Origin of the sequence: Streptomyces sp. NPDC008313, assembly GCF_042956125.1 — a bacterium.
GTDB lineage: Bacteria > Actinomycetota > Actinomycetes > Streptomycetales > Streptomycetaceae > Streptomyces.
Genome location: NZ_JBIBFR010000011.1, coordinates 83,206 through 107,413 on the forward strand (window position 1 = coordinate 83,206; position 24,208 = coordinate 107,413).

General features: G+C 72.5%; 27 protein-coding genes and 1 riboswitch. Of the genes, 10 read left to right on the forward strand and 17 right to left on the reverse strand.

The window, feature by feature from the left end; genetic code table 11:
* Positions 1–19: 19 nt before the first annotated feature.
* The 4 genes from ACFY93_RS16620 to ACFY93_RS16635 form a co-directional block, all read right to left on the reverse strand.
* Positions 20–1,033: a CNNM domain-containing protein gene (locus ACFY93_RS16620; RefSeq protein ID WP_391358855.1), complete on the reverse strand. Its 1,014-nt coding sequence runs from the start codon at positions 1,031–1,033 to the stop codon at positions 20–22.
* A complete protein-coding gene (locus ACFY93_RS16625) occupies positions 1,030–2,361 on the reverse strand; it encodes a CNNM domain-containing protein (protein WP_391358857.1) in 1,332 nt (443 codons plus the stop codon). The genes ACFY93_RS16620 and ACFY93_RS16625 overlap by 4 nt, the downstream gene beginning before the upstream one ends.
* A 145-nt stretch (positions 2,362–2,506) precedes the next feature.
* Positions 2,507–2,971, reverse strand: a complete 465-nt coding sequence (locus ACFY93_RS16630; RefSeq protein WP_391358860.1) for a GNAT family N-acetyltransferase — start codon at positions 2,969–2,971, stop codon at positions 2,507–2,509.
* Between the two features lie 117 nt (positions 2,972–3,088).
* A complete protein-coding gene (locus ACFY93_RS16635; RefSeq protein ID WP_391358864.1) occupies positions 3,089–3,928 on the reverse strand; it encodes an ATP-binding cassette domain-containing protein in 840 nt (279 codons plus the stop codon).
* Positions 3,929–4,071: 143 nt separating this feature from the next.
* Here ACFY93_RS16635 and ACFY93_RS16640 point away from each other — a divergent pair, with 143 nt between their 5' ends.
* Together ACFY93_RS16640 and ACFY93_RS16645 are read left to right on the forward strand one after the other, a co-directional pair.
* Positions 4,072–4,308: a toxin-antitoxin system HicB family antitoxin gene (locus ACFY93_RS16640; RefSeq protein ID WP_391358867.1), complete on the forward strand. Its 237-nt coding sequence runs from the start codon at positions 4,072–4,074 to the stop codon at positions 4,306–4,308.
* A gap of 4 nt (positions 4,309–4,312) precedes the next feature.
* Positions 4,313–4,687 carry a fic family toxin-antitoxin system, toxin component gene (locus ACFY93_RS16645; protein WP_391358869.1) on the forward strand — a complete coding sequence of 125 codons (375 nt, stop codon included), beginning with the start codon at positions 4,313–4,315 and terminating at the stop codon, positions 4,685–4,687.
* A gap of 34 nt (positions 4,688–4,721) precedes the next feature.
* On the opposite strand, the gene ACFY93_RS16650 is transcribed toward ACFY93_RS16645, so the two are convergent.
* The 4 genes from ACFY93_RS16650 to bioB all read right to left on the reverse strand — a co-directional run bounded on the left by ACFY93_RS16650 (position 4,722) and on the right by bioB (position 8,787).
* Complete coding sequence (locus tag ACFY93_RS16650; protein WP_391358872.1) at positions 4,722–5,408, reverse strand: methyltransferase domain-containing protein; 687 nt, start codon at positions 5,406–5,408, stop codon at positions 4,722–4,724.
* 110 nt (positions 5,409–5,518) lie between these two features.
* Positions 5,519–6,241, reverse strand: a complete 723-nt coding sequence (bioD, locus tag ACFY93_RS16655; protein WP_391358875.1) for a dethiobiotin synthase — start codon at positions 6,239–6,241, stop codon at positions 5,519–5,521.
* Between the two features lies 1 nt (position 6,242).
* Complete coding sequence (locus ACFY93_RS16660; protein ID WP_391358878.1) at positions 6,243–7,562, reverse strand: adenosylmethionine--8-amino-7-oxononanoate transaminase; 1,320 nt, start codon at positions 7,560–7,562, stop codon at positions 6,243–6,245.
* Complete coding sequence (bioB, locus tag ACFY93_RS16665; RefSeq protein WP_391358881.1) at positions 7,555–8,787, reverse strand: biotin synthase BioB; 1,233 nt, start codon at positions 8,785–8,787, stop codon at positions 7,555–7,557. Before bioB ends, ACFY93_RS16660 begins: the two co-directional genes overlap by 8 nt.
* A 162-nt stretch (positions 8,788–8,949) precedes the next feature.
* Here bioB and ACFY93_RS16670 point away from each other — a divergent pair, with 162 nt between their 5' ends.
* A complete protein-coding gene (locus tag ACFY93_RS16670) occupies positions 8,950–10,083 on the forward strand; it encodes an aminotransferase class I/II-fold pyridoxal phosphate-dependent enzyme (protein ID WP_391358884.1) in 1,134 nt (377 codons plus the stop codon).
* A gap of 70 nt (positions 10,084–10,153) precedes the next feature.
* On the opposite strand, the gene ACFY93_RS16675 is transcribed toward ACFY93_RS16670, so the two are convergent.
* Together ACFY93_RS16675 and ACFY93_RS16680 are read right to left on the reverse strand one after the other, a co-directional pair.
* A complete protein-coding gene (locus ACFY93_RS16675) occupies positions 10,154–10,381 on the reverse strand; it encodes a DUF397 domain-containing protein (RefSeq protein WP_391358887.1) in 228 nt (75 codons plus the stop codon).
* Positions 10,382–10,394: 13 nt separating this feature from the next.
* A complete protein-coding gene (locus tag ACFY93_RS16680) occupies positions 10,395–11,252 on the reverse strand; it encodes a Scr1 family TA system antitoxin-like transcriptional regulator (protein WP_391358890.1) in 858 nt (285 codons plus the stop codon).
* A 212-nt stretch (positions 11,253–11,464) separates the two neighbouring features.
* On the opposite strand from ACFY93_RS16680, the gene ACFY93_RS16685 reads away from it, so the two are divergent.
* On the forward strand, positions 11,465–12,034 hold the full coding sequence (locus ACFY93_RS16685; RefSeq protein ID WP_391358893.1) for an ATP-binding protein: 570 nt from the start codon (positions 11,465–11,467) through the stop codon (positions 12,032–12,034).
* An 80-nt stretch (positions 12,035–12,114) separates the two neighbouring features.
* On the opposite strand, the gene ACFY93_RS16690 is transcribed toward ACFY93_RS16685, so the two are convergent.
* The 3 genes from ACFY93_RS16690 to ACFY93_RS16700 form a co-directional block, all read right to left on the reverse strand.
* On the reverse strand, positions 12,115–12,588 hold the full coding sequence (locus ACFY93_RS16690; RefSeq protein ID WP_391358896.1) for an NlpC/P60 family protein: 474 nt from the start codon (positions 12,586–12,588) through the stop codon (positions 12,115–12,117).
* A gap of 3 nt (positions 12,589–12,591) precedes the next feature.
* Positions 12,592–12,788, reverse strand: a riboswitch (cyclic di-AMP (ydaO/yuaA leader).
* 331 nt (positions 12,789–13,119) lie between these two features.
* Positions 13,120–13,428, reverse strand: a complete 309-nt coding sequence (locus ACFY93_RS16695; RefSeq protein WP_391358899.1) for a hypothetical protein — start codon at positions 13,426–13,428, stop codon at positions 13,120–13,122.
* 7 nt (positions 13,429–13,435) lie between these two features.
* Positions 13,436–14,068 (reverse strand): ATP-dependent Clp protease proteolytic subunit, encoded by a 633-nt coding sequence (locus tag ACFY93_RS16700; protein WP_391358902.1) that lies wholly within the window; start codon positions 14,066–14,068, stop codon positions 13,436–13,438.
* 145 nt (positions 14,069–14,213) lie between these two features.
* Here ACFY93_RS16700 and ACFY93_RS16705 point away from each other — a divergent pair, with 145 nt between their 5' ends.
* Together ACFY93_RS16705 and ACFY93_RS16710 are read left to right on the forward strand one after the other, a co-directional pair.
* On the forward strand, positions 14,214–14,489 hold the full coding sequence (locus tag ACFY93_RS16705) for a type II toxin-antitoxin system prevent-host-death family antitoxin (protein ID WP_391358905.1): 276 nt from the start codon (positions 14,214–14,216) through the stop codon (positions 14,487–14,489).
* 219 nt (positions 14,490–14,708) lie between these two features.
* A complete protein-coding gene (locus ACFY93_RS16710; RefSeq protein WP_391358908.1) occupies positions 14,709–16,277 on the forward strand; it encodes an alpha/beta fold hydrolase in 1,569 nt (522 codons plus the stop codon).
* A 96-nt stretch (positions 16,278–16,373) separates the two neighbouring features.
* Here the strand turns inward: ACFY93_RS16710 and ACFY93_RS16715 are convergent, their stop codons facing one another.
* The 4 genes from ACFY93_RS16715 to ACFY93_RS16730 all read right to left on the reverse strand — a co-directional run bounded on the left by ACFY93_RS16715 (position 16,374) and on the right by ACFY93_RS16730 (position 19,890).
* Positions 16,374–17,108: a 1-acyl-sn-glycerol-3-phosphate acyltransferase gene (locus ACFY93_RS16715; RefSeq protein WP_391358912.1), complete on the reverse strand. Its 735-nt coding sequence runs from the start codon at positions 17,106–17,108 to the stop codon at positions 16,374–16,376.
* Positions 17,109–17,208: 100 nt separating this feature from the next.
* Positions 17,209–18,435: an ornithine--oxo-acid transaminase gene (gene rocD, locus ACFY93_RS16720; RefSeq protein ID WP_391358915.1), complete on the reverse strand. Its 1,227-nt coding sequence runs from the start codon at positions 18,433–18,435 to the stop codon at positions 17,209–17,211.
* Complete coding sequence (gene ddaH, locus ACFY93_RS16725; protein WP_391358918.1) at positions 18,432–19,262, reverse strand: dimethylargininase; 831 nt, start codon at positions 19,260–19,262, stop codon at positions 18,432–18,434. Before ddaH ends, rocD begins: the two co-directional genes overlap by 4 nt.
* Positions 19,263–19,386: 124 nt before the next feature.
* Positions 19,387–19,890 carry an AsnC family transcriptional regulator gene (locus ACFY93_RS16730; protein ID WP_391358921.1) on the reverse strand — a complete coding sequence of 168 codons (504 nt, stop codon included), beginning with the start codon at positions 19,888–19,890 and terminating at the stop codon, positions 19,387–19,389.
* A gap of 155 nt (positions 19,891–20,045) precedes the next feature.
* Here ACFY93_RS16730 and ACFY93_RS16735 point away from each other — a divergent pair, with 155 nt between their 5' ends.
* The 4 genes from ACFY93_RS16735 to ACFY93_RS16750 are packed head-to-tail and all read left to right on the forward strand — an operon-like array spanning position 20,046 to position 24,193.
* Positions 20,046–20,837, forward strand: coding sequence for a LytTR family transcriptional regulator DNA-binding domain-containing protein (locus ACFY93_RS16735; protein ID WP_391358924.1), 792 nt, complete (start codon positions 20,046–20,048; stop codon positions 20,835–20,837).
* Between the two features lie 14 nt (positions 20,838–20,851).
* Positions 20,852–21,211: a hypothetical protein gene (locus ACFY93_RS16740; RefSeq protein WP_391358927.1), complete on the forward strand. Its 360-nt coding sequence runs from the start codon at positions 20,852–20,854 to the stop codon at positions 21,209–21,211.
* A gap of 37 nt (positions 21,212–21,248) precedes the next feature.
* Positions 21,249–22,991 (forward strand): cation acetate symporter, encoded by a 1,743-nt coding sequence (locus ACFY93_RS16745; protein WP_391358929.1) that lies wholly within the window; start codon positions 21,249–21,251, stop codon positions 22,989–22,991.
* Entirely contained in the window at positions 22,988–24,193 is a 1,206-nt protein-coding gene (locus ACFY93_RS16750) for a histidine kinase (RefSeq protein WP_391358933.1), read from the forward strand. The genes ACFY93_RS16745 and ACFY93_RS16750 overlap by 4 nt, the downstream gene beginning before the upstream one ends.
* Positions 24,194–24,208: the final 15 nt, after the last annotated feature.

Sequence of the window (24,208 nt, forward strand, 5' to 3'; positions counted from 1 at the left end):
ACGCCCACCACCCGACGCCTCAGACCACCTGCCCGAACAGCTCCCGCAGCACGTCCTCCATGGTCACCAGGCCCCCGAGGCGGCCGTCCGGACTCAGGACCGCGGCGAGGTGCGTGCGGCTGCGGCGCATCGCCGTCAGCACGTCGTCCAGCGGGGTGTTCTCCCGGACCCGGGCGATCGCCCGCATCTCCTGGACGCGGAAGGGAAGATCGCGCGGCAGCGCGTCCAGCGCGTCCTTGACGTGCAGATAGCCGACGATCCGGCGGCCGTCGTCGACGACGGGGAAGCGCGAGAAGCCGGACTTCGCGGAGAGCTCCTCCAGCTGCTCGGGAGTGACCCCCACGCGCGCGTGGACCACGCTCTCCAGCGGAAGGGCCACGTCACGCACCGGGCGACGGCCCAGCTCCAGCGCGTCGCGCAGCCGCTCCTGGGCGCGGTCGTCGATGAGACCGGCGTCCGAGGAGTCCTGCACGAGACGCGCCAGCTCGTCGTCGGAGAAGGTCGCCGTGACCTCGTTCTTCGCCTCCACCCGGAGCAGCTTCAGCAGCCCGTTCGCGAACGCGTTCACCGTGAAGATGACCGGCCGCAGCGCGCGGGAGAGCGTGACCAGCGGCGGGCCGAGCAGCAGCGCGCTGCGGACCGGCTCCGCGAGGGCGATGTTCTTCGGGACCATCTCGCCGAGCAGCATGTGCAGATACGTGGCCAGGGTGAGCGCGATCACGAACGAGACCGCGTGACCCGCGCCCTCGGGCACACCCACCGCCTCGAAGACCGGCTCCAGCAGATGCGCGATCGCCGGTTCGGCGACGATGCCCAGGACCAGCGTGCACAGGGTGATGCCCAGCTGGGCCGCGGCGAGCAGTGCGGAGACGTGCTGCAGGCCCCACATGACGCTGCGCGCCCGGCGGTCGCCCTCCTCCGCGTACGGCTCGATCTGGCTGCGGCGCACCGAGATCAGGGCGAACTCGGCGCCCACGAAGAAGGCGTTCACGACGAGCGTCGCCAGGCCGATCAGCAGTTGTACAGCGGTCATCGGTCGTTCTCCTCCCGCTGGTGCGCGCGGGGCGCGTGCATCAGCACCCGCGCCGCCCGGTGCCCGGAGGCGTCGACCACGTCGAGACGCCAGCCGGAGACGCCGACGGTGTCCCCGACGGCGGGGATGCGGCCCAGCTCGGTCGCGACGAGCCCGGCCAGGGTCTCGTAGGGCCCGTCCGGCGCCCGCAGGCCGACCCGGGCGAGCTGGTCGGTACGGGCGGCGCCGTCGGCCGAGAACAGTGTGCGGCCGTCGTCGTCCGTGCCGGCCGGGGCGAGGTCGGGCGTCTCGTGCGGGTCGTGCTCGTCGCGCACCTCGCCGACGACCTCCTCGACGATGTCCTCCAGGGTGGCGACCCCGGCGGTGCCGCCGTACTCGTCTATGACGACGGCCATCGTGCGTTTGCCGGAGAGCCGGTCGAGGAGCCGGTCGACGGTGAGCGACTCGGGTACGAGCAGCGGCTCGCGCATCAGCTGCGCGACGCGGACCAGCGGCCGGCGCTCGGCGGGCAGGGCGAGTACGTCCTTGATGTGCGCGGTCCCGACGACCGAGTCGAGGTTGCCGCGGTAGACGGGGAACCGGGACAGCCCGGTCGCCCGGGTCGCGTTCGCCACGTCCTCGCAGGTCGCCTGGACGTCGAGGGCCATGACCTGGACGCGCGGTGTCATCACGTTCTCCGCGGTGAGGTCGGCGAGGTTGAGGGTGCGGACGAACAGCTCGGCGGTGTCCGCCTCCAGGGCCCCCTCCTTCGCCGAGTGCCGGGCGAGGGCCACCAGCTCCTTGGGGCCGCGCGCGGAGGCCAGCTCCTCGGTGGGCTCCAGCCCGAAGCGGCGTACGACGTGGTTCGCCGTGCCGTTCAGATGGCTGATGAAGGGGCGGAAGGCGGCGCTGAACCAGCGCTGCGGGGTCGCCACCTTCTTCGCCACGGCGAGGGGGGAGGAGATCGCCCAGTTCTTGGGCACGAGCTCGCCGACGACCATCAGGAAGACCGTCGACAGGGCCGTGCCGATCACGAGCGCGACCGAGCTCGACGCCGACCGGGGCACGCCGACGGCCTCCAGCGGACCCGCGATGAGCTTGGCGATGGACGACTCCGAGAGCATGCCGACCACCAGGTTGGTGACGGTGATGCCGAGCTGCGCGCCGGAGAGCTGGAAGGTCAGGTTGCGTACGGCCCTGAGGGCGCCCGACGCGCCCCGCTCGCCGCGCTCGACGGCACGCTCGAGGTCGCTGCGCTCGACCGTGGTGAGCGAGAACTCGGCCGCCACGAAGGCGCCGCACAGCAGCGAGAGCGCGACCGCCGCCAGCAGGAGCAGCACTTCGGTCATCGGGTCACCTCCGCTCCAGGATCGGCCAGGGGCTGGAGGATCGCGCGATGTCGGCTACTGGGAGGCTCGCCCATGGGCGGACGCTCACACCTTTCCACGTAGGGGGGATCACTGATCCCCCATGGTAAAGGACCAGCAAAGTCGCTCACGTGCCGAGTGGCTTCACCCAGCGGCGCCAGCGCTCCTCGGGCGTGTACCCCGCCGCCCGCCAGGCATGATGCGCCCGTTCGTTGGCCTCGAGAACCATGGCGTCCGCGCGGCGCCCGCCCAGGCGGACGAACCGCTCCTCGGCGGCGCGCAGCAGCGCCGAACCGATCCCGAGCCGCCGCCGCCCGGGGTGCACCGCCAGCCGGTAGAGGTGGCAGCGCCAGCCGTCGAACCCGGCGATGACGGTGCCCGCCAGCTCCTCGCCGCTCACCGCGGCCGCGGTTCCCGCCGGCACGGGTGCCACCCGCACGGCGAGGATCAGTGCCCCGGGATCGCGGGTGATCAGCCGCCCCACGCCGTCGCGGTCGTCACTGATGCTCGTGCCCTCGGCGGCGAGCTTCCAGAAGGTCAGCACGTCGTCGAGGTCGGCGGGCGTCGCGGCCCGTATCCGTAGCTCACTCATGCGGTGATCCCACCACGGGTGTGCGGCGGCGACCCGTGATTCCCCGCGATCCGGGACGGACGCCGGGCGCGGACCGGGCCGAGGCGGTCCGGCTCCGGCCCGGTCCGCGTCCCGGCGTCAGCCCGTGCCGCCGGGGGCGGCTTCGGGACCGCCCACGCCGTGCGCGGCGGGACCGTGCGCCGACCTGGCCGTGTCGAAGCGCTTCATGCGCTCCAGCACGGCCTCGGCCGTCGGCCGGGACATCTCGTCCACGATCCGGCCGTCACCCAGGAAGAGCACCAGGTCGGAGTGGCCGGCGGCGCCCGGGTCGTGGGTGACCATGACGACGGTCTGGCCCAGGCTGTCGACGGCCTCGCGCAGGAAGCCGAGTACCTCCAGGCCGGCGCGCGAGTCGAGGTTGCCCGTCGGCTCGTCCGCGAAGATCAGCTCGGGGCGGGAGGCCAGCGCGCGGGCGCATGCGACGCGCTGCTGCTGACCGCCGGACAACTGCGCGGGCCGGTGCTTCAGCCGGGCGCGCAGACCGAGCGTGTCGATCACCCGGTCCACCCACTCCCGGTCCGGCCTGTGGCCGGCGATGTCCATGGGCAGGGTGATGTTCTCGGCCGCGCTCAGCGTCGGGATGAGGTTGAACGACTGGAACATGAACCCGATCCGGTCCCGGCGCAGCCGCGTCAGCTCGCTGTCCTTCAGCCCGGTGATCTCGGTGTCTCCGAGCCACACCTGCCCGGCCGACACCGTGTCGAGCCCGGCGAGGCAGTGCATCAGCGTGGACTTCCCGGAGCCCGAGGGGCCCATGACCGAGGTGAAGCGGCCCCGCGCGATGTCGACGTCCACCGAGTCGAGGGCGATCACGGCCGTCTCGCCCGAGCCGTACGCCTTGGTCAGCCCCCGGGCGCGAGCGGCGATCCCCTCACCGCCGGGACGGGCCGGGGCGTGCTCCGCAGCAGGTGTGGACAAGGCCGCCTCCTAGATTGTGGCTGTCCCGACTCCTCGTCCCGGCCGAGCGTAGTGGGGCGAGGGGCGCGGCCGGTATCCCCGCGCACCGGGCGGACCCCGCTCTCCCCTTGCCCCCGCTAGCTGTTCGGCGCTAGCTTCGAGGTATGGCGAAGACCCAGCTGAACGTCCGGGTGGACGAGGGCACGGCCCGCGCGGCCCGGGAGCGAGCCCTGGAGCGTGGGATGAGCGTGAACCGCTACATCGAGGAACTCGTCCGGCAGGACACCGGAGAGGTCGGCCACACCTTCGTGGAGGCGGCAGCCGACTTCATGAAGCAGTACGAGACCGTCTTCGCCGAGGAGTTCGGCGCGGAGCAGCACACACGCGAAGGTCGTCGTTGATCCCTTGAGCAGCCTGAGAGTCGACCTCGCCTGGCTCCTGATGGTCGCCGAGCGGAAGACACCGGGGGATCCGCAGGTCTCGGACTGGGGAGCGCTCGTCGCCGCGGTCAGCAGACACGAGGCGGAGATCTTCGGCGTCCCCGTCTACGACAGCCCGCAGGCCCGCGCCGCCGCCCTGCTCCAGCTCCTGCTGCACGTGCCCGCGCTGGAGCGGTCCAACGCGATGTTCGCCTCGGCCGTCGCCTACGCCTACCTGGTGGCCAGCGGCCTGAAGGTCGTCACCTCGCCCGAACAGGTGCGCGACCTCGCCCGCCTGGTGAAGGGCGGCGACGCCGGCGTGGCGGACATCGCCGAGGAACTGCGCCGCTGGAGCCTGTGACACCACCCCGCGGCGCCCCTCTTCCCGCGGTGGCCTACGGCTTCGCCGGACGCCGCGCGGAGCCCAGCACGCAGTACGAGGAGGGCAGCCGGGGTCCCTTCTCCGGCATCAGCATCCGCCGGACGGGCCCCAGTTCGAACCCCGTGTCCCGCAGGGCGCCGACCGGGTCCCGGGAGAGGTGGCAGCCACCGGCGAGCGGCGGCCACACCGTGCGGTCCAGTGCTCGCTGTGTGTACCGCATCGCACGGCCGCCGCCGCTGCCGTGCTCGAAGAACCGGACGCACCCGCCGGGCCGCAGCACCCGCCGCAGCTCACCGAGAGCCCGCCGCACGTCCCGGACGCTGCACAGGACCAGCGAGAGCACGGCCGCGTCGAAGGCCTCGCTCTTGACGGGGAGCGCCTCCGCCGTGCCCGGCACCACGTCGACGGGCACCTCGGCGCGCACGGCCGCCTCGACGGCCAGCCGGCGCAGCAGCCGCTCCGGTTCGACGGCGACGACCTCGCTGACGGCACCCGGATAGCGCGCGAAGTTCAGGCCGTTGCCCGCGCCGATCTCGATGACCCGGCCGGACAGGCCGGCGAGCAGTTCGTCGCGTACGGGGCCCATGCCGGCCTTCGTCTCGGCGGCCACGCTGAGGCGGGCGTAGGAGCGGGCGAACAGGGGGTGGTGCACGGCGTCCCGGGGCACCTTGGCGGAGCCGGACGACCGGAACAGCTGCATGACAAGCCTCCCGGGTGGTGCGGGCCGTACCGTACCCACGATTCTCCCCCGTCCGGGCTCCGCGCACCCGTGCGAGCGAGAAACCGTCCGGCCGGCCCGGCCCTCCCGGTCTACGTCCCCGAGGTGTGGCGTGCCGTGAACGCCACCGCGTCCCACGTCCCGCCCAGCCCCGGCGCCAGCCAGCCCGGCGCCGCGGCACGGAAGCCGGCGGGAGTCCTGGCCCCCGCGCCCGCGGGCAGCGCGCCCAGGAGCGGAGCGCCGGCCACGGTGGGCAGGTCGGCGAGGTTGCAGCGGGACGCCAGGTCGGGGGAGCCGGGCCAGGAGCCGAGGACGACCCCGAGGAAGTCGAGGCCCCGGCCCCGCAGTTCACGGGCGGTCAGCTCGGTGCTGTTGAGCGTGCCGAGCCCGGCCGGAGCGACGACCAGGACCTGTGCGTCGAGCAGGGCGGCCGCGTCCGCCAGGCTGCCGCCCTTCTCGTCGAACCGTACGAGCAGACCGCCCGCTCCCTCGACGAGCACCAGGTCGTGCCCGGTGGCGAGATCGGCCGAGGCCCGCGCCACCTCCTCGGGGGTCACCGGAGGCAGGCCGCTGCGCCGGGCGGCCGTTGCGGGCGCCAAGGGCTCGGGATAGCGGGCGAGTTCCCGCGTGGTCACCGGCCCGGCGAGCCGCGCCACCTCCGCGGCGTCCCCGCGCTCGTCCTCGCGCACCCCCGTCTGCGCGGGTTTGAGCACGGCCACGGACCGCCCGGCCGCGAGGGCGGTCGCGGCGACGGCGGCGGTCGTGACCGTCTTGCCGATCTCCGTGCCCGTCCCCGTGATCACCAGTACCGGCATGTCATCCCTCCCGTGCCGCCGCGCACACCGCGCGCGCGATCCTGGCCACGTCGTCGTCGCCGGTGACGTACGGCGGCATCGTGTAGACGAGGTCGCGGAACGGCCTCAGCCACACGCCCTCGCGCACGGCGGCCCGTGTCGCCGCCGCCATGTCCACCTCGTGGTCGAGCTGGACGACGCCGATGGCGCCCAGAACCCGGACGTCCTCGACCCCCTCGATCGCGGTGGCGGGCGAGAGCCCCTCCCGCAGCCCCGCCTCGACCCGCTTGACCTCGCTCTGCCAGTCCTGGCCGAGCAGCAGATCGATGGACGCGCAGGCCACGGCCGCCGCCAGCGGATTGGCCATGAAGGTCGGCCCGTGCGCGAGGACCGGCACGTCCCCGCGCGAGATGCCGTCGGCCACCCGTTCGGTGCACAGCGTCGCGGCCATCGTCATGTAGCCGCCGGTCAGCGCCTTCCCGACGCACATCACGTCCGGAGTCACGCCCGCGTGCTCCGCGGCGAACAGCGTGCCCGTCCGCCCGAAGCCCGTCGCGATCTCGTCGAGGACGAGCAGGACGCCGTGCGCGTCGCACGCCTCACGCAGCACCCGCAGATACGCGGGGGAGTGGAACCGCATGCCGCCCGCGCCCTGCACCACCGGCTCCACGATCACCGCGGCCAGCTCGTCGGCGTGCCGCCCGATCAGCTCGCGCAGACGGTCCGCGTACGGCTCCTCGTAGCCACACGGCGGGGCCTGTGCGAACACCTGGCGCGGCAGGACACCGGTCCACAGGTCGTGCATCCCGCCGTCGGGGTCGCACACGGACATCGGCTGCCAGGTGTCGCCGTGGTAGCCGCCGCGCCAGGTCAGCAGCCGTCGCTTGTCCGGCCTGCCGAGCGAGCGCCAGTACTGCAGGCACATCTTGACGGCGACCTCGACCGAGACCGATCCGGAGTCGGCGAGGAAGACGTGCTCCAGACCCTCGGGTGACATGTCGACAAGGCGCTTCGCCAGTCCTACGGCGGGCTCGTGCGTGAGCCCGCCGAACATCACATGGCTCATGCGTTCCACCTGGGCGCGGGCCGCCTCGTTCAGCGCGGGGTGGTTGTAGCCGTGGATCGCGGACCACCAGGACGACATGCCGTCGATCAGTTCGACGGTCCGCTCCCCGGGCCCTCCGGCGCCGGACGGCCCGTCCGCCGTCCGCACCCGCAGCCGGACCCCGTTCGCCGACTCCACGACGAGCGGCTCCTGCCGGCCGGGCATGGGCCCGTACGGGTGCCAGACGTGGCGGCGGTCGAGATCGAGCAGAACGTCCAGCGGCATCGGCTCAGGCATTGGGCGCGAGGTCCGTGCCGGCGCCCCGGCGCCGTACCGCGACGAGATCCGTGCGCGCCTCGGACGCCTTCTCCTCCGCCGCGCTCACCGGCGCGGACCCGCAGACACCGCCGCTCTCGTGCGACCCGCACCCGGCGCCACCGTCGTGCGACCCGCACCCGGCGCTCCCGTGGGACCCGCACCCGGCGCTCTCGTGCGACCCGCAGCCCCCGCCAGCGGCGACCCGGTGCTCCGGCAGCGTCACCTCGCCCGCGCCCTCCACCTCGAAGCCGGCGTCGGCGATCATCTCCAGGTCCGCCTGGCCCGCCTGGCCCTCGCTGGTGAGGTAGTCGCCGAGGAAGATCGAGTTGGCCAGGTGCAGGGCGAGGGGCTGCATCGTGCGCAGATGGACCTCACGGCCGCCAGCGATCCGGACCTCGACGTCCGGGCAGACGAACCGGACCATCGCCAGGATGCGCAGACAGCGCTGCGGGGTGAGGTTCCACTCCTTGGCGAGCGGGGTGCCCTCGAAGGGGATCAGGAAGTTGACCGGCACGGAGTCGGGGTCGAGTCCGCGCAGCGAGTAGACGACGTCGACGAGGTCCTCGTCGCTCTCGCCCATGCCGGCGATCAGCCCCGAGCACGCGGACAGCCCGGCCGCGTGCGCCTTCTGCACGGTTTCCACCCGATCGGCGTACGTGTGCGTGGTCGTGATGTCCCCGTACGTCCCCTCGGACGTGTTCAGGTTGTGGTTGTACGCGTCCGCACCCGCCTCGCGCAGCCGTTCGGCCTGGCCGTCGGAGAGCAGTCCGAGACAGGCGCACACCTCGACGCCCTCGTTGCCGTCCTTGATCGCCTTGATGGTGTCCGACACCCGGTCCACGTCACGGTCCGTGGGCCCGCGCCCGCTCGCCACCAGACAGACCCGCTTCGCCCCTCCGGCCAGCCCCGCCGCCGCGGCCCGCGAGGCCTCGTCGGGCTTCAGCCAGGTGTACTTGAGGATGTCGGCCTTGGAGCCGAGCCGCTGCGAGCAGTAGGAGCAGTCCTCCGGACACAGGCCCGACTTGAGGTTGACGAGGTAGTTGAGTTTCACCCGTCGGCCGAACCAGTGACGGCGCACCTTTCCGGCCGCGGCCACCACATCGAGCAGATCGTCGTCAGAGGTGGCGAGAACGGCGAGTGCCTCGTCACGGGTCGGCAGTTCGCGCCGAAGCCCCTTGTCCACCAGCGTGTTCAGCAGGTCCATGAGGCCCGATCCTTGCCTATGAGACCGCTGTCGGCCAAGGAGAGTTTGCACAACGGAGACGCTTCGACGTGTGGGTATTGCCACACCCTGGGCGGTCGGCCCGGCGGCTAGGGTCTGTGGACTGCCTACAAAATGACCACGCCGAGGGCTCGGAGGGCTCGTATGGCCGGATCGCCGTTCGCATGGATCGACGAACAGGCGCGGCACCGTCGAGCGGCCGGGCTCGTGCGGACGCTGCGGCCGCGCCCCGCTCACTCGCCGCTGCTCGATCTGGCGAGCAACGACTACCTCGGTCTCGCACACCACCCCGAGATCACCGGAGCGGCGGCCGACGCGGCCCGCCGCTGGGGCGGTGGCGCCACCGGCTCCCGGCTCGTCACCGGTACCACCGAACTGCACGCCGAACTGGAACGCGAACTCGCCGGTTTCTGCGGCTTCGAGTCCGCCCTCGTCTTCTCCTCGGGCTACGCCGCCAACCTCGCCGCCGTCACCGCGCTGGCGCCGCACGGCTCGCTGATCGTCTCGGACGCGGGCAACCACGCCTCCCTGATCGACGGGTGCCGCCTCGCCCGGGGCGCCACACAGGTCGTCGCGCACGCCGACCCGGACGCCGTGCGCAAGGCGCTCGGCACGCACGACGGGCCCGCCGTCGCCGTGTCCGACACGGTCTTCTCGGTGGACGGGGACGCGGCGCCGCTGCGCGAACTCGCAGCGGCCTGCCGGGAGTACGGCGCCGGGCTGATCGTCGACGACGCGCACGGGCTCGGTGTGCTCGGCGACGGGGGGCGGGGCGCACCGGCCGCGGCCGGACTCGCCGGCGACGCCGACGTCGTCGTGACGGTGACGCTCTCCAAGTCGTTCGGCAGTCAGGGCGGGGCGGTCCTGGGGCCGGCCCCGGTGATCGAGCACCTGGTCAACGCGGCGCGCACCTTCATCTTCGACACGGGTCTCGCACCCGCCGCCGCGGGGGCCGCCCTCGCCGCGCTGCGGCTGCTGCGCCGCGAACCGCACCGGGCCGGACGGGCCCGCGCGGTGGCGACGGAACTGCACACCCGCCTCAGGGCCGAGGGTCTGGAGGCGGTGAGGCCGGACGCCGCCGTGGTCTCCGTACGGGCACCGTCCCCGGAGCGGGCCGTGCGGTGGGCGGCGGACTGCCGCGAGGCGGGCCTCGCGGTCGGCTGTTTCCGGCCCCCGTCCGTGCCCGACGGCATCTCACGGCTGCGCCTGACGGCCCGCGCGGACCTCACCGACGAGCAGATCGAGCGGGCCGTCCGGGTGATCGCCGGGACGCGATAGCGCGCACGGCCGGCGGGTGCCACCGCGGCGCGGCAGCGCCCACCGGCCGTGCCCGTCGCGTTGCGGCGGGTCAGGGGGTGAGGGCGGCGACGAATCCCTCCCACGCGTCGGGGCTGAAGAGCAGGGCGGGCCCTGCCGGATTCTTGGAGTCGCGGACGGCGAGCAGTCCGGTTCCGGGGCCGGACAGCGGGCGGGCCGTCTCGACGCAGTTGTTCATTCCGGTGCTGCGACTGCTGCGCAGCCAGCGCGCGCAGTGCACGGTCGTACTGACGGGTACGTGTCGAGGCCATGCGGACAAGGGGGGTGCCTCCTTACGCGCCGGCGACTGTACCGGCGATGTAATCCAACGATTCCTCGGGCGAAAGGGCGTGGATCTGAAGGGAGTTGAAGGCCTCGCTGTAGGCCTGAAGGTCTTCTTTCCGCTCCAAGTAGAGGCTACTCGTCAAGTGGTCGAGAACAACCACATCGAGATCAGTAGTGTTCGGAAATGAAAAGATAACGAAAGGACCGGTGATCCCGATGTGCTCCCCGGCGGCGAACGGCAGGATCTGCAACCGCACTTGGGGCAGTTCCGCCGCCTCCCGCAGCCGACGAAGCTGACGCTCCATCACCCCGGGCCCGCCGACCTCCCTGCGCAGTACCGCCTCGTCCAGCACGGCGCTCAGCGCGAGCGGCGGACTGGCGCGCAGCACGTCCTGCCGGGCGAGCCGCACCTCCACGAGCGTGTCGAGGCGGGCGTCCTCCAGCCCGCCCACGGCGGCCCGCGTCACCGCGCGGGCGTACTCCGGCGTCTGCAGCAGACCGGGCACCACCGAGGTCTCCAGTGTGCGCATCGCGCTGGCCTGCGACTCCAGGCTGATGAAGTCCCGGTACGCCGGGGGCAGTACACCGCGGTAGGCGTGCCACCAGTTGTGCCGGGCGCCGTCCTCGGAGCCCGCCAGCACCACCAGCAGTTCGCGCAGGTCGTGGTCCTCGACCCGGTACGCGTCCAGCAGCCGGCGCACGTCGTCCGGCTTCACCCCGCTGGCCCCGGTCTCGATGCGGCTCACCTTCGACTGGTGCCAGCCGACGAGGCGCGCGGCCTCTCCGCTGGTGAGGCCCGAACCGGTGCGCAGGGCACGGAGTTCGGCACCGAGCTTGCGGCGGCGCACCGCGGGACCGTATTGCATGGTGCCCCTCCTTACTCCTCCTGGGTCGTCCGCATACGGTCTGCCGTCGCAGAGTTCACCGCTTCGAGCGACAGATATATGCACTTCTCGGTGGATCGCCACCGGGACCACCGCGGTGATGGCAGTCTGTCGCGAAGCACCAGTCCGGGACCGTACTCGAACCAACCGGTTCCTGTCGGACCCCGGTCCCGTGGGAAAGGGACGACCTCGTCATGGCAGACCACCTGGAAGCATCCGTCACTCTGCCGAGCGCTCCCGCCTCGGTCTCCGCGGCCCGCACCTATGTGACGGACGTGCTCGCCGAATGGGGCCTGCCGTCCGACGCCGAAGCCGCCGACACCGTACGCCTGATCGTGTCCGAGCTCGCGACCAACGCCGTCCAGCACACGCTCGGGCAGTCGCCCACCTTCACGGTCGACCTCCTGCTCGACCGCGACGACCGGCTGCGCCTGGGTGTCACCGACAGCCATCCCCGCCTGCCGAAGCGGCTGCCGGCCGCCGTCCAGCAGGACAACGGCCGGGGACTCGTGATCATCCGCTGGCTGACCGCCGAGTGCGGCGGCAGACTCACCGTGCGGCCCACCCGCGAGGGGGGCAAGACCATCTGGGTCCAGCTGCCCTGGGCGGCACCGGTCCAGCAGACCGCGCACGCCACGATCGCGGGGCAGCCGATCCCGGTGACGGCCTCCCACCCCCCGCCGGCCGGGCGCCCGGCACCGGACGCGCCCCGGCCCGTCGCCACCGGCCCCCAGGTGACCACGGCGTCACCCCAGGAGTCCTAGGACCCACGAGGACCTGCCCGAGGGCGGCGGCGACGGGCCGCCGCCCTCGTGGGCGGACCGGTGGGCGGACCGGGCCCGGATCAGCGGACGCGGCCGTACCAGACGGTCCTCGTCCAGATCTTCTGCAGCTTCACGACGTCCCCGGTCTTGGGGGAGTGCCAGATCCGGCCCTTCCCGGCGTAGATGCCGACGTGGTACACGTTCCGGCCCGAGTGGAAGAACACGAGGTCGCCCCGCTTGCGGGAGGAGGCCGAGATGTGGCGCGTCTTGTTGTACTGCTGCGCGGCCGTGCGGGGCAGCTTCTTGCCCGCTCGCTTGTACGAGTAGAGCGTGAGGCCGGAGCAGTCGAACCGGCGCGGACCGGTGGCGCCCCACTGGTACGGGGAGCCCTTCTTGGACGCGGCGACATTGAGCGCCTTGGCCGCCAGGGTGGCCGCCTCGGCGTCGGGCGCGGCACCGGGGACCACGAGGCTGCCGCCCACCGCGGCGAGGGTCAGGACCGAGGCGGTACCCGCCCGGGTCAACAGGGACGGGACACGATTGAGCGCAGTCATGCGCAACCCTTCGTCAGCCGCCTGTGAAGGATGACCTGTCGGATTCGGGCTGGCGAAGTTGCCCGGCCGCGTGCTGCGGCTTCACCCCAAGGACCGCCCGGATCTCTCCGGCGGACCGTCGTGCTGGGTCCTCCACTCCTGCCGATCCACTCCTGTCGACCGGACATCCGGGCGGCGGCAGGACTCGGCGTCCGCCCGGATCGCCCCGCCGCTGTGGCGGGGGCTTGTCGTCGGAGGGATCTTGACGCACATACGTGCCCGATGCCGAGCTGAATCGGCGGTTTGTGTCGTTACTCACCACTCACCCGTTCGGGTGGACGGCCCTTCGTCGAACAGGTGTTGAGGCGGTCGACACCCTCCGTACCAGCGGCGAAACCCCCTCCTACGCCGTTCGGCCCAGCGCGTCGCGCAACTTCTGGCGCGCGGCCGGGGAGTGACCGGTACGCCGTCAGGGGGTCCACCGTCTGGTGCGTTTGAGGCGGGGTCCGGGCGGCCCCGTCCACACCTGCGGAAGTGCCGCGTGGCGGTTCGTCAACTCCTCCCGGCGGGCGGCAGGGTGACGCGAGCCGCCCGCCGTTCGCCGTCGAGGACCCGCAGCGCCCTGGCCAGTGTCGGCGCGTGCACCTCGCTCTCGCCCCGCTGGTGCATCAGCGTCAGCGCGTCACGCAGCGCGGCCGCCTTCACCACCAGGGCCTGGGCGGCGCGCAGGCCCCCGTACGTGTCCTCGCGGCGAGCCGGGTTGATCCGGCCCAGCAGGTCGACGACGTCGAGGTAACGGTCGATCAGCTCGGCCTCCGCACGGGTGAGCGCGGGCAGCGGCGGGAGTTCGGGAGGGAGCACCGGCGCCTCACCTCCCGCCCGGCGCGGCCGTCGCCCCGCGGCTCGGGATCACGCGGTCCACCAGGCCGTACGCCACGGCCGCCGGCGCGTCCAGGATCAGGTCCCGCTCGATGTCGGCGGTGATCCGCCGTGCGCCGCGGCCGGTGTGCCGTACGAGGATCTCCTCCAGCGTCTGCCGGTTGCGCGTCAGTTCGTCCGCCCGCACGGCCAGGTCGCTCGCCTGCCCCCGCACCGGCTCGGCGAGGGAGGGCTGGCGCAGCAGTACCCGCGCGCCGGGCAGCGCGGACCGCTTGCCGGGGGTGCCGGCGGCCAGCAGCACGGCGGCGGCCGCGACGGCCTGGCCCAGACAGACGGTCTCCACGTCACAGGTGACGAACCGCATCGTGTCGTAGACCGCGGTCATGGCGCCGTGGGAGCCGCCGGGGGAGTTGATGTAGAGCGAGATGTCGCGGTCCGGCGCCAGGTACTCCAGGTGCATGAACTGGGCCACCACGTCGTTGGCCGCGGTGTCGTCGACCGGCGTGCCGAGGAACACGATCCGCTCGTCCAGCAGTTTCGCGTACGGGTCCAGCGTCCGGGCCGCCGAGCCGGTGCGCTCGGTGAACTCGGGCAGGACATGACGTGCGCCGGGACCGTCCATGACTCACCACTCCTTGATCGCTGCCGTGCGCCCCTGCGCCGACGGTGCCGACTGCGCCATCGGCGGGGCCTTCTGTAAAAAATGTACAGGACGTACAGATGGAGACGGTAGTCGTCAGAGACGGGGGCCCGTTTAAGCTGGGGTCATGGCCCACGAGATTCCGGTGACGCAGGCCCGGGCTGAGCTCGCCGATCTGATCAACAAGGTCGTGTACGGCGGCGAGCGTGTCGTCGTGACGCGGCACGGCAAGCCCCTGGTCGCGCTGGTCTCCGCCGAGGACCTCCGGCGGCTGGAGGAGATGGACGCCGAGCGGGAGCAGGTGATCAGCTCGCTCTCCGGTGTCCGCGACGCCTCGGTCACCCCTCGCGAGCGGCAGCGGTACGGCATCGCCGCGGAGCACCGGGGGCCCGAGACCCGGTAGCGGCACCCCGCCGGCCCGCCTCCGGCACGTCCCACCGGCCCCGCGAGCGGTCCACCGGGCCGCGCTCCGCTGGGCGGTGAGATGTGTACCGCTTATCGGATTGGCAAAGAAGCCCGGCCGCCCCTGTTCTCAGGCACCTCTCAACCGAAAAGATCCCCGTACTCATCTCAACCACGTACGGGGAGGCACCACTTGAGCGGTTTGAGACCGACGAGACGGATGGCAGCGCTCGGCTCCGCCGGGGCGCTGGTGACGGCGACACTGATAGCCGGAGCGGTCGCCGCTCCCTCCGCCAGCGCCGACTCGCGCCACGGCCAGGACCGCGAGGCCCGTGGCGCCGCCATCGCCGCGGCCAGGGCCGCGAAGACCGGGATCGACTGGAAGGACTGCCCCGAGGACTGGGGCCTGGCCAAGCCGATCCAGTGCGGCTGGGTCACGGTCCCGCTCGACTACGCGCGTCCGAACGGCAAGCAGATCAAGCTGGCCGTCGACCGCATCGGCAACACGGGCACCAAGCAGGAGCGCCAGGGCGCCCTCGTGTACAACCCGGGCGGCCCCGGTGGATCGGGCCTGCGCTTCCCGGCCCGCGTCACCTCGAAGAGCGCCGTCTGGGCCAACGCCGCGAAGGCGTACGACTTCGTGGGCTTCGACCCGCGCGGCGTCGGGCACTCGGCGCCCATCTCCTGCATCGACCCGCAGGAGTTCGTGAAGGCGCCCAAGATGGACCCGGTGCCGGACTCCGAGGCCGACAAGCGCGCCCAGCGCAAGCTGGCCGCCGAGTACGCGGACGGCTGCGCCGAGCGCAGCGGCGACATGCTTCCGCACATGACCACGCCGAACACCGTGCGCGACCTGGACGTCATCCGGGCCGGGCTCGGCGAGAAGAAGCTGAACTACCTCGGCGTCTCCTACGGCACGTACATCGGCGCCGTCTACGGCACCCTCTTCCCGGGCCACGTGCGGCGCATGGTCGTCGACAGCGTGGTCAACCCGTCCCGCGAGAAGATCTGGTACGAGGCCAACCTCGACCAGGACGTCGCCTTCGAGGGACGCTGGAAGGACTGGGAGGACTGGGTCGCCGCGAACGACGCGACCTTCCACCTCGGTGACACCCGGGCAGAGGTGCAGGAGCACTGGCTGACCCTGCGCGCCACCGCCAAGAAGAACCCGATCGGCGGGGTCGTCGGCCCGGCCGAGCTCATCGGTTTCTTCCAGAGCGCGCCGTACTACGACTCGGCGTGGGTGCCGATCGCGAAGGTCTTCAGCGCGTACGTCGCTGGTGACACCCAGGCGCTCGTCGACGCGGCCGCCCCCGACCCGTCGGACACCGCGGGCAACATCGCCTCGGAGAACGGCAACGCCGTCTACACGGCCGTCGAGTGCACCGACGCCAAGTGGCCCACCAGCTGGCGCAAGTGGGACCGCGACAACACCCGGCTCAACCGGGACTACCCCTTCATGACGTGGGCGAACGCCTGGATGAACCTTCCGTGCGCCACGTGGCCCGCCAAGCAGCAGACCCCGGTGAACGTGAAGGGCGGCAAGGGGCTGCCGACCGTCCTGATCGTCCAGTCCACCAACGACGCGGCCACGCCGTACGAGGGCGCCGTCGAGCTGCACCACCGCTTCAAGGGCTCCCGCATGATCACCGAGAAGGACGCGGGCTCGCACGGTGTGACCGGACTGGTCAACCCCTGCGTGAACAACCGGGTCGACGCCTACCTTCTCACCGGCCGCACCGACTCCTCCGACGTGACGTGCGCGCCGCACGCCACGCCGAAGCCGTGACGCCGTAGCACCACCGCACCACCCGCACGCCGAGGGGGCGGCCGGTCACCCGGCCGCCCCCTCGGCCGTGCCCGCCGGGAGGCGGGCTTGCGCCGCTCAGCGCCGCGGAAGCCGCGGGAACGCGCGGTTCCTGGCCTTCTCCGCCGCCTTCGCCGCCGTCTCCTCGGCCTTGACCTCGGCCGCGTACCGGTCGACGTACTCCTGCTCGGACAGGGACAGGATGGCGTACATGATCTCGTCCGTGACGGCCCGCAGGATCGCCTTCTCGTTCTCCATCCCGGCGTAGCGGGAGAACTCCAGCGGCTCACCGAAGCGGATCACGACCGGATGGATGTTCGGAATGCGCTGGCCCGGCGGCTGCGCCTCGAACGTGCCGATCATCGCGCAGGGGATCACCGGGACGCCGGCCTTGAGCGCCATCACGGCGACCCCCACCTTGCCCTTGTACAGCCGCCCGTCGTGCGAGCGGGTGCCTTCCGGGTAGATGCCGAGCAGCTCGTCCTTGACCAGCACACCGAGCCCCTCGCGGATCGCGGCCTGGCCCGCGTCCTTGCCGGAGCGGTCCACCGGGATCTGCCCGGCGCTGCGGAAGAACGCGGCCGTCAGCCGGCCCTTGATGCCGGGGCCCGTGAAGTACTCGGCCTTCGCGAGGAAGGTGATGCGCCGCTTCAGGATCGCCGGCATCAGGAAGTGGTCCGAGAACGACAGATGATTGCCGGCGACGATGGCGGCGCCCGACGACGGTACGTGTTCGAGGCCCTCGATCCGAGGCCGGAAGACCAGCCTCAGCAACGGACCCAGAAGCACGTATTTGAGCACGTGATAAAACACTCCGGCGCTCCTTCTGATCCCCGGGGAGCGATCAGTCTAGGCGCGGCCGCCGTCGGACGTCACCACTCGGGCGTCACTCTCTGTCGCCTCGTGGCCGGTATCAGGCCCCTTGTGCCAGAACCTTCTCCAGCGTCCCGAGAGCCGACCGGAGTTCGTCGCCGGTGACGGTCAGCGGCGGGGCCAGCCGGATGGTCGACCCGTGCGTGTCCTTGACCAGAATGCCCTCCCGCATCAGCCGCTCGCTGACCTCGCGGCCGGTGCCGATCGCGGGGTCCACGTCGACGCCCGCCCACAGGCCGCGCGAGCGGAAGCCGACGACACCCTTGCCCACCAGGGCCGCGAGACCGCCCCGCAGGACCACGCCCAGCTCGGCGGCCCGGCGCTGGAACTCGCTGGTCTCCAGCAGCTCGACGACCGCCGAACCGACCGCCGCCGCCAGCGGATTGCCGCCGAACGTCGACCCGTGCTCGCCGGGGTGCAGCACCTCCAGGACGTCACGCCGTCCGACGACCGCGGACACCGGCACGATGCCGCCGCCCAGCGCCTTGCCGAGCAGTACCAGGTCGGGGACGACGTCCTCGTGGTCCACGGCCAGGGTGGTTCCCGTACGGCCGAGGCCCGACTGGATCTCGTCAGCGATGAACAGGCATCCCGCGCGGTGCGTCAGCTCGCGGACGCCGGTGAGGTAGCCGTCGTCCGGGATGAGGACGCCGGCCTCGCCCTGGATCGGCTCGATGAGGACGGCGGCCGTGGTCTCGTCGACGGCCTCCTCCAGCGCGGCCAGGTCGTTGTACGGGACGACGCGGAAGCCCGGGGTGAAGGGGCCGAAACCGGAGCGGGCGGTCTCGTCGGTGGAGAAGCTCACGATCGTCGTGGTCCGGCCGTGGAAGTTGTCGGCGGCCACCACGATCGTCGCCCGGTCCGCCGGGACGCCCTTGACCTCGTACGCCCACTTGCGGGCCACCTTGACGGCGCTCTCCACCGCCTCGGCGCCGGTGTTCATGGGCAGCACCATGTCCTGGCCCGTGAGTTCGGCCAGGCTCTGGGCGAAGCGGGCCAGCCGGTCGTTGTGGAAGGCGCGCGAGGTCAGGGTCAGCCGGTCGAGCTGGCGGTGCGCGGCCTCGGTCAGCGCCGGGTGGCGGTGGCCGAAGTTGAGGGCCGAGTAGCCGGCCAGCATGTCCAGGTAACGGCGGCCCTCGACGTCCTCGACCCAGGCGCCCTCGGCCCGGGCGACGACGACGGGCAGCGGGTGGTAGTTGTGCGCGAGGACGGGCTCCTCGGCACGGATCAGCTCGGCGGAGGTGCGCGGACGGGCGGGAGCGGTCATGAGCGGATCTCCTGAGTGCAGCACTTGATGCCCCCTCCGGCCTTGTGGAACTCCGAGAGGTCGACGGGGACGGGAACGTAGCCGTGCCGGGCGAGCCGGCCGGCGAGCGCCTCGGCGCGCGGCGAGATGAAGACGTGACGGCCGTCGGAGACCGAGTTGAGCCCGAAGGCCGCCGCGTCCTCGCGGGTCGCGATCACCGCGTCCGGGAAGAGCCGCGCGAGAACCTCGCGGCTGCCGGGCGAGAACGCCTGCGGGTAGTAGACGATGTTCGCCTCGCGCCCGTCGTGGCCGTCGTCCAGGACGAACAGCGCCGTGTCCAGGTGGTAGAAGTACGGGTCGACCAGCCGCAGGCCGATCGTCGGGACCCCGAAGAACTCCTGCACCTCGCGGTGGGCGTCCACGGTCGTGCGGAACCCGGTGCCGGCCAGGACGTAGCGGCCCACCGGGACCAGGTCGCCCTCGCCCTCGCACACCGACTCGGGCCGGTGGACGTCGAAGCCCGCCGTCTTGAACCAGGTCTCGTAGGCGACGGACTCGGCGCGCCGCTGCGGGGCGTGGAAGAACGAACCGAACACGCGGCCGGCGAGGACCAGCGCGGAGTTCGCGGCGAACACCATGTCGGGAAGACCGGCGACCGGCTCCACGGTGTCGACCGTGTGGCCATGGGCGCGGTAGGCGCGGATCAGCGCCTCCCACTGCCCCCTGGCGAGGTCGGGATCGACCTCGGTGTCCTCGCGCATCCACGGGTTGATGGCGTACTGGACGGCGAAGTGTCTGGGTTCGCAGACGAGAAAGCGCCGGGGACGCGGCACACGGCTGTCGGGCACAGAGTGGTACCTCCGCTTCCTGTGGTGTCGGCTGGGGTGTGCCTCCACGGTAGGAAACGGGGGATACGAGCGACAAGTGACGAGTGCTGCGCGTCTGCGCAGCAATCCTGCGTGTTCCGCGTGGTCAGCGCAGGTTCGGTGCGTCGTCGGGGGCCGCATGGGTGGCCCCGGCCTCGGGGGCCTCCGGCAGGAGATGCGACAGCACCATGTAGCTGATCGTCTTCCGGATGAACGGCTCGGTCCTGATCCGCTCCAGCACCTCCTCGAAGTGCTCCACATCGGTGGCCCGCACATGCAGCAGCGCGTCCGCGCCGCCGGTCACCGTCATCGCCGCGGTGATCTCCGGATGGTTGCGGACCACCTCCGCGATCCGCCGGGGCGGGGCCGCACCCTCGCAGTAGACCTCGACGTACGCCTCCGTCCGCCAGCCCAGCGCCAGCGGCTTCACCGTGGCCGTGAACCCGGTGATCACCCCTGTCTCGCGCAGCCGGTCGACCCGGCGCTTGACGGCCGTGGCCGACAGGCCGATCGCCGAGCCGATCTCGGCGAAACTGGTCCGGGCGTTCGCCATCAGGGCTGTGATGATCTTGCGGTCGAGATCGTCGAACATGGCGGGCTTGCTGCTCATGCCGGCACTGTATCCAGCGACGCCCCGCGGCAGCCGGCGACGGCGGGCCGGCCGGAGGCTCACGTCGGTCCGCCGGAGGCTCACGTCGGGCCCGGCCCGTCACGTCGGCGCCCGCGCATGTCCAGGTGGCCGGATTGCTCCTACACTCCACCCTCATGCTGCGCGCGCTCGCCGTCGACGACGAACAACCGTCCCTCGAGGAACTCCTGTACCTCCTGAACGCCGATCCACGGGTCGGCAGCGCCGAGGGCGCGAGCGGCGCCACCGAGGCGCTGCGCCGGATCAACCGCGCGCTGGAGTCGGGCCCCGGCGGCCCGGACGCCATCGACGTCGTGTTCCTCGACATCCACATGCCGGGCCTCGACGGCCTCGACCTGGCCCGCCTGCTCACCGGCTTCGCCAAGCCGCCGCTCGTCGTCTTCGTCACCGCCCACGAGGGCTTCGCCGTCCAGGCCTTCGACCTCAAGGCCGTCGACTACGTACTCAAACCCGTGCGCAGGGAACGGCTCGCCGAGGCCGTCCGCAGGGCCGTCCAGCTCGCCGGCGCCGCCCCGGGAACCGGCGCCCCGGCCACGCCCTCCGCCGCCGCGCCGATCCCGGTGCACGAACCCGACCCGGACCGCATATCGGTCGAACTCGGCGGCGTCACACGCTTCGTGGCCGTCGAGGACATCACCCACGCCGAGGCGCAGGGCGACTACGCCCGGCTGCACACCCGCCACGGCAGCCACCTCGTCCGGATCCCGCTGTCCACGCTCGAGGAGCGATGGCGCGCCCGCGGCTTCGTCCGCATCCACCGCAGCCATCTGGTCGCCCTCGGCCACATCGGGGAACTGCGGCTCGGCGCGGGCACGGTGAGCGTCCTGGTCGGCGCGGTCGAACTCCAGGTCAGCCGTCGGCACGCCCGCGAACTGCGCGATCTGCTGATGCGCCGGACCGCGAACTGACCGAGAGGGAGCACGTGCCACAGGATCCGACCGAACGCCGGGTGGTCGTGACCGGGGTGCCCCGGCGCGCCCGCAGGACCTCCGGCTACTACCGGCCGAGGACCGAGATCGACGAACAGACCACGCTCGGCCACACCTACGTCCGCTCCCTGATGCGCGGCCAGCTCCGCGCGGCCCTCGCCGTGTTCGCCGTCCTCATACTGCTGCTCGGCCCGCTGCCCCTGGTCTTCGCCGCGGCACCCGGCCGCGCCGGCCTGGAGTGGGCCGTGCTCGGGTTCTGCGTCTACCCGCCGCTCGTCCTGCTCGCCCGCTGGTACGTGCGCCGCGCGGAACGCAACGAGAGGGACCTCGTCCGCCTCGTCGAGGACCGTTGAGGCCGCCCGCGGACCGCCTCGCGCCGGGGGCGGCCCGATGAACCAGAACTACGCCGTCCCCGCCGTCGCCCTGGTGGTCGTGGCGACCGTCCTGGTCGGCGCGTTCGGCCTGCGCATCTCCCGGACGACCTCCGACTTCTACGTCGCCTCACGCACCGTCGGCCCCCGGCTCAACGCGGCCGCCATCAGCGGTGAGTACCTCTCCGCCGCCTCCTTCCTCGGCATCGCCGGGCTCGTCCTCGTCCAGGGCCCCGACATGCTCTGGTACCCCGTCGGATACACGGCCGGCTACCTCGTCCTGCTCCTGTTCGTCGCCGCCCCGCTGCGCCGCTCCGGCGCCTACACACTGCCCGACTTCGCCGAGGCACGGCTCGGCTCCCCGGCCGTGCGCCGGCTCGCCGGTGCCTTCGTGGTGGGCGTCGGCTGGCTGTACCTGCTGCCGCAGCTGCAGGGCGCCGGGCTGACCCTCGCCGTCCTGACCGGCGCCCCCGACGCGTTCGGCGGCGTGCTCGTCGCCGTCGTGGTGGTCGCGACCGTCGCGGCAGGCGGAATGCGCAGCATCACCTTCGTGCAGGCCTTCCAGTACTGGCTCAAGCTCACCGCCCTGCTGGTCCCCGCCCTCTTCCTCGTGCTGGCCTGGCAGAGCGACGGGGCACCGCGCGACGCCTTCGGCGAACCGGCCGCCTTCCGCGAACAGCGGACGGTGCGCGTCCAGGACAGCCTCGGCCTCAGGCTGGAGCGGCCGCTCACCGTCACCGTCACCGGGACGGTCGACGGCAGGCGGCACACCGGGGAGACGGTGCGCCTGCCGGCGGGCGCGCACCGCATCGAGCGCGGCAGCCGACTGACCTTCGCCGAGGGCGACCCGGTGCCGGCGGCGCACCGCGCGGACAGCGGAGGCATGTCCACCTGGCCGGTCACCGGCGGCGAGGAACGGCCGCTGTACGCCACGTACGGACTGATCCTCGCCACCTTCCTCGGCACCATGGGACTCCCGCACGTGGTCGTACGCTTCTACACCAGCCCGCACGGCGTCGCCGCCCGCCGTACCACCGTCGTCGTCCTCGGCCTGATCGGCGCCTTCTACCTGCTGCCGCCCGTGTACGGCGCCCTCGGCAGGCTGTACGCGCCCGAGCTGACCCTCACCGGGAACGCCGACGCCGCCGTCCTGCTCCTGCCGGACCGGATGATCGGCGGACTCGGCGCCGACCTGCTGGGCGCGCTGGTCGCGGGCGGCGCGTTCGCCGCGTTCCTGTCCACCGCCTCCGGCCTGACCATGGCGATAGCCGGAGTGCTCACCCAGGACGTGCTGCCCACCCGCGGGGTGCGGCACTTCCGCCTCGGAACCCTCCTCGCCATGTCCGTGCCCCTCGCCGCCAGCACGCTGGTCGGCGGGCTGCCCGTGGCCGACGCCGTCGGGCTCGCCTTCGCCGTCTCGGCCTCGTCCTTCTGCCCGCTGCTGGTCCTCGGCATCTGGTGGCGGCGCCTCACCCCGCCCGGCGCCGCCGCGGGAATGCTCGTCGGCGGCGGCTCGGCGCTCGTCGCCGTCGGCGCGACCATGGCCGGATTCCCCCGCACCGGGACGCCGCGCGCCCTGCTGGCCTGGCCCGCCCTGTGGTCGGTGCCGCTGGCCTTCCTCACCATGGTCCTGGTGTCCCTGGCGACCGCCGGACGCGTGCCGGCCGGGACGGCGGCGATCCTGGCCCGCTTCCATCTGCCCGAGGAACTCTCCGGCGCACAGGTCCGCGCGGCGGCCACCGCGAAGGAGGCCGGAGCGTGAGCGGCTTCGTCGCCGGGCTCTGCGTGGCCGTCCTCCCGCTGCTCGCCGCCGGCTTCTGGCTGGGCCGGCGCACCGCACGCCCCGAACGGCTCGGCGGGCTCGGCACCCCCGTCGAACACGCCACCTTCCAGACCCTGCACACGGCCTCGCTCGCCACACCCCCGCTGCGCGCCGGGCTCACCGAGGAGACCGCCCGCAAGTCGGCCAGGCGACTGCGCACGCTGCTGGGGACGGAGGCGCTCTGCCTCACCGACCAGGAAGCGGTCCTCGCCTGGGACGGTGTGGGGGAGCACCACAGGGCCGAGATCACGCAGCGGCTCGCCGGCCCCCTGGAGACCGGCCGTGGCGAGGCCTTCCGGCTGGCCTGCGACGTCCCCGACTGCCCGCTGCGCTGGGCCGTCGTCGCCCCGCTCACCGTCGACGACCGGGTGCACGGCGCGCTCGTCGCCTGCGCGCCCCGCGAGTCGGCCGTCCTCGTCCGCGCCGCCGGGGAGGTCGCGCGCTGGGTCTCGGTCCAGCTGGAACTCGCCGACCTCGACCAGTCCCGTACCCGGCTGATCGAGGCAGAGATCAAGGCCCTGCGCGCCCAGATCTCCCCGCACTTCGTCTTCAACTCGCTCGCGGTGATCGCCTCGTTCGTCCGCACCGACCCGGAGCGTGCCCGCGAGCTGCTGCTGGAGTTCGCCGACTTCACCCGCTACTCGTTCCGCAGGCACGGCGACTTCACCACGCTCGCCGACGAACTGCACGCCATCGACCACTACCTGGCGCTCGTCAGGGCCCGCTTCGGCGACCGGCTCTCGGTCACGCTCCAGATCGCGCCCGAGGTGCTGCCGGTCGCGCTGCCCTTCCTGTGCCTGCAGCCGCTGGTGGAGAACGCGGTCAAGCACGGGCTGGAGGGCAAGACCGACAGGAGCCACATCGGCATCACGGCGCAGGACAGCGGAGCCGAGGCACTGGTCGTCATCGAGGACAACGGCGCCGGCATGGACCCCGGCCGGCTGCGCCGCATCCTGGCGGGGGAGGTCGGACCCTCCGACGGCATCGGGCTGTCCAACGTCGACGACCGGCTGCGCCAGGTGTACGGGGACGACTACGGACTGGTCATCGAGACGGCCGTGGGAGCGGGCATGAGGATCACCGTGCGGCTGCCCAAGTACCGGCCGGGCGTCCACTCGGCCGGACGGCCGTCCCGGCCGTGACCGGGGAGGGTGCCG

Bases quoted from the DNA above. Each gene is read 5' to 3' on its own strand.
- ACFY93_RS16620 (WP_391358855.1), bottom strand. From the start codon at position 1,033: ATGACCGCTGTACAACTGCTGATCGGCCTGGCGACGCTCGTCGTGAAC.
- ACFY93_RS16625 (WP_391358857.1), bottom strand. From the start codon at position 2,361: ATGACCGAAGTGCTGCTCCTGCTGGCGGCGGTCGCGCTCTCGCTGCTG.
- ACFY93_RS16630 (WP_391358860.1), bottom strand. From the start codon at position 2,971: ATGAGTGAGCTACGGATACGGGCCGCGACGCCCGCCGACCTCGACGAC.
- ACFY93_RS16640 (WP_391358867.1), top strand. From the start codon at position 4,072: ATGGCGAAGACCCAGCTGAACGTCCGGGTGGACGAGGGCACGGCCCGC.
- ACFY93_RS16650 (WP_391358872.1), bottom strand. From the start codon at position 5,408: ATGCAGCTGTTCCGGTCGTCCGGCTCCGCCAAGGTGCCCCGGGACGCC.
- bioD (WP_391358875.1), bottom strand. From the start codon at position 6,241: ATGCCGGTACTGGTGATCACGGGGACGGGCACGGAGATCGGCAAGACG.
- ACFY93_RS16660 (WP_391358878.1), bottom strand. From the start codon at position 7,562: ATGCCTGAGCCGATGCCGCTGGACGTTCTGCTCGATCTCGACCGCCGC.
- bioB (WP_391358881.1), bottom strand. From the start codon at position 8,787: ATGGACCTGCTGAACACGCTGGTGGACAAGGGGCTTCGGCGCGAACTG.
- ACFY93_RS16670 (WP_391358884.1), top strand. From the start codon at position 8,950: ATGGCCGGATCGCCGTTCGCATGGATCGACGAACAGGCGCGGCACCGT.
- ACFY93_RS16680 (WP_391358890.1), bottom strand. From the start codon at position 11,252: ATGCAATACGGTCCCGCGGTGCGCCGCCGCAAGCTCGGTGCCGAACTC.
- ACFY93_RS16685 (WP_391358893.1), top strand. From the start codon at position 11,465: ATGGCAGACCACCTGGAAGCATCCGTCACTCTGCCGAGCGCTCCCGCC.
- ACFY93_RS16690 (WP_391358896.1), bottom strand. From the start codon at position 12,588: ATGACTGCGCTCAATCGTGTCCCGTCCCTGTTGACCCGGGCGGGTACC.
- ACFY93_RS16700 (WP_391358902.1), bottom strand. From the start codon at position 14,068: ATGGACGGTCCCGGCGCACGTCATGTCCTGCCCGAGTTCACCGAGCGC.
- ACFY93_RS16705 (WP_391358905.1), top strand. From the start codon at position 14,214: ATGGCCCACGAGATTCCGGTGACGCAGGCCCGGGCTGAGCTCGCCGAT.
- ACFY93_RS16710 (WP_391358908.1), top strand. From the start codon at position 14,709: ATGGCAGCGCTCGGCTCCGCCGGGGCGCTGGTGACGGCGACACTGATA.
- rocD (WP_391358915.1), bottom strand. From the start codon at position 18,435: ATGACCGCTCCCGCCCGTCCGCGCACCTCCGCCGAGCTGATCCGTGCC.
- ACFY93_RS16730 (WP_391358921.1), bottom strand. From the start codon at position 19,890: ATGAGCAGCAAGCCCGCCATGTTCGACGATCTCGACCGCAAGATCATC.
- ACFY93_RS16735 (WP_391358924.1), top strand. From the start codon at position 20,046: ATGCTGCGCGCGCTCGCCGTCGACGACGAACAACCGTCCCTCGAGGAA.
- ACFY93_RS16745 (WP_391358929.1), top strand. From the start codon at position 21,249: ATGAACCAGAACTACGCCGTCCCCGCCGTCGCCCTGGTGGTCGTGGCG.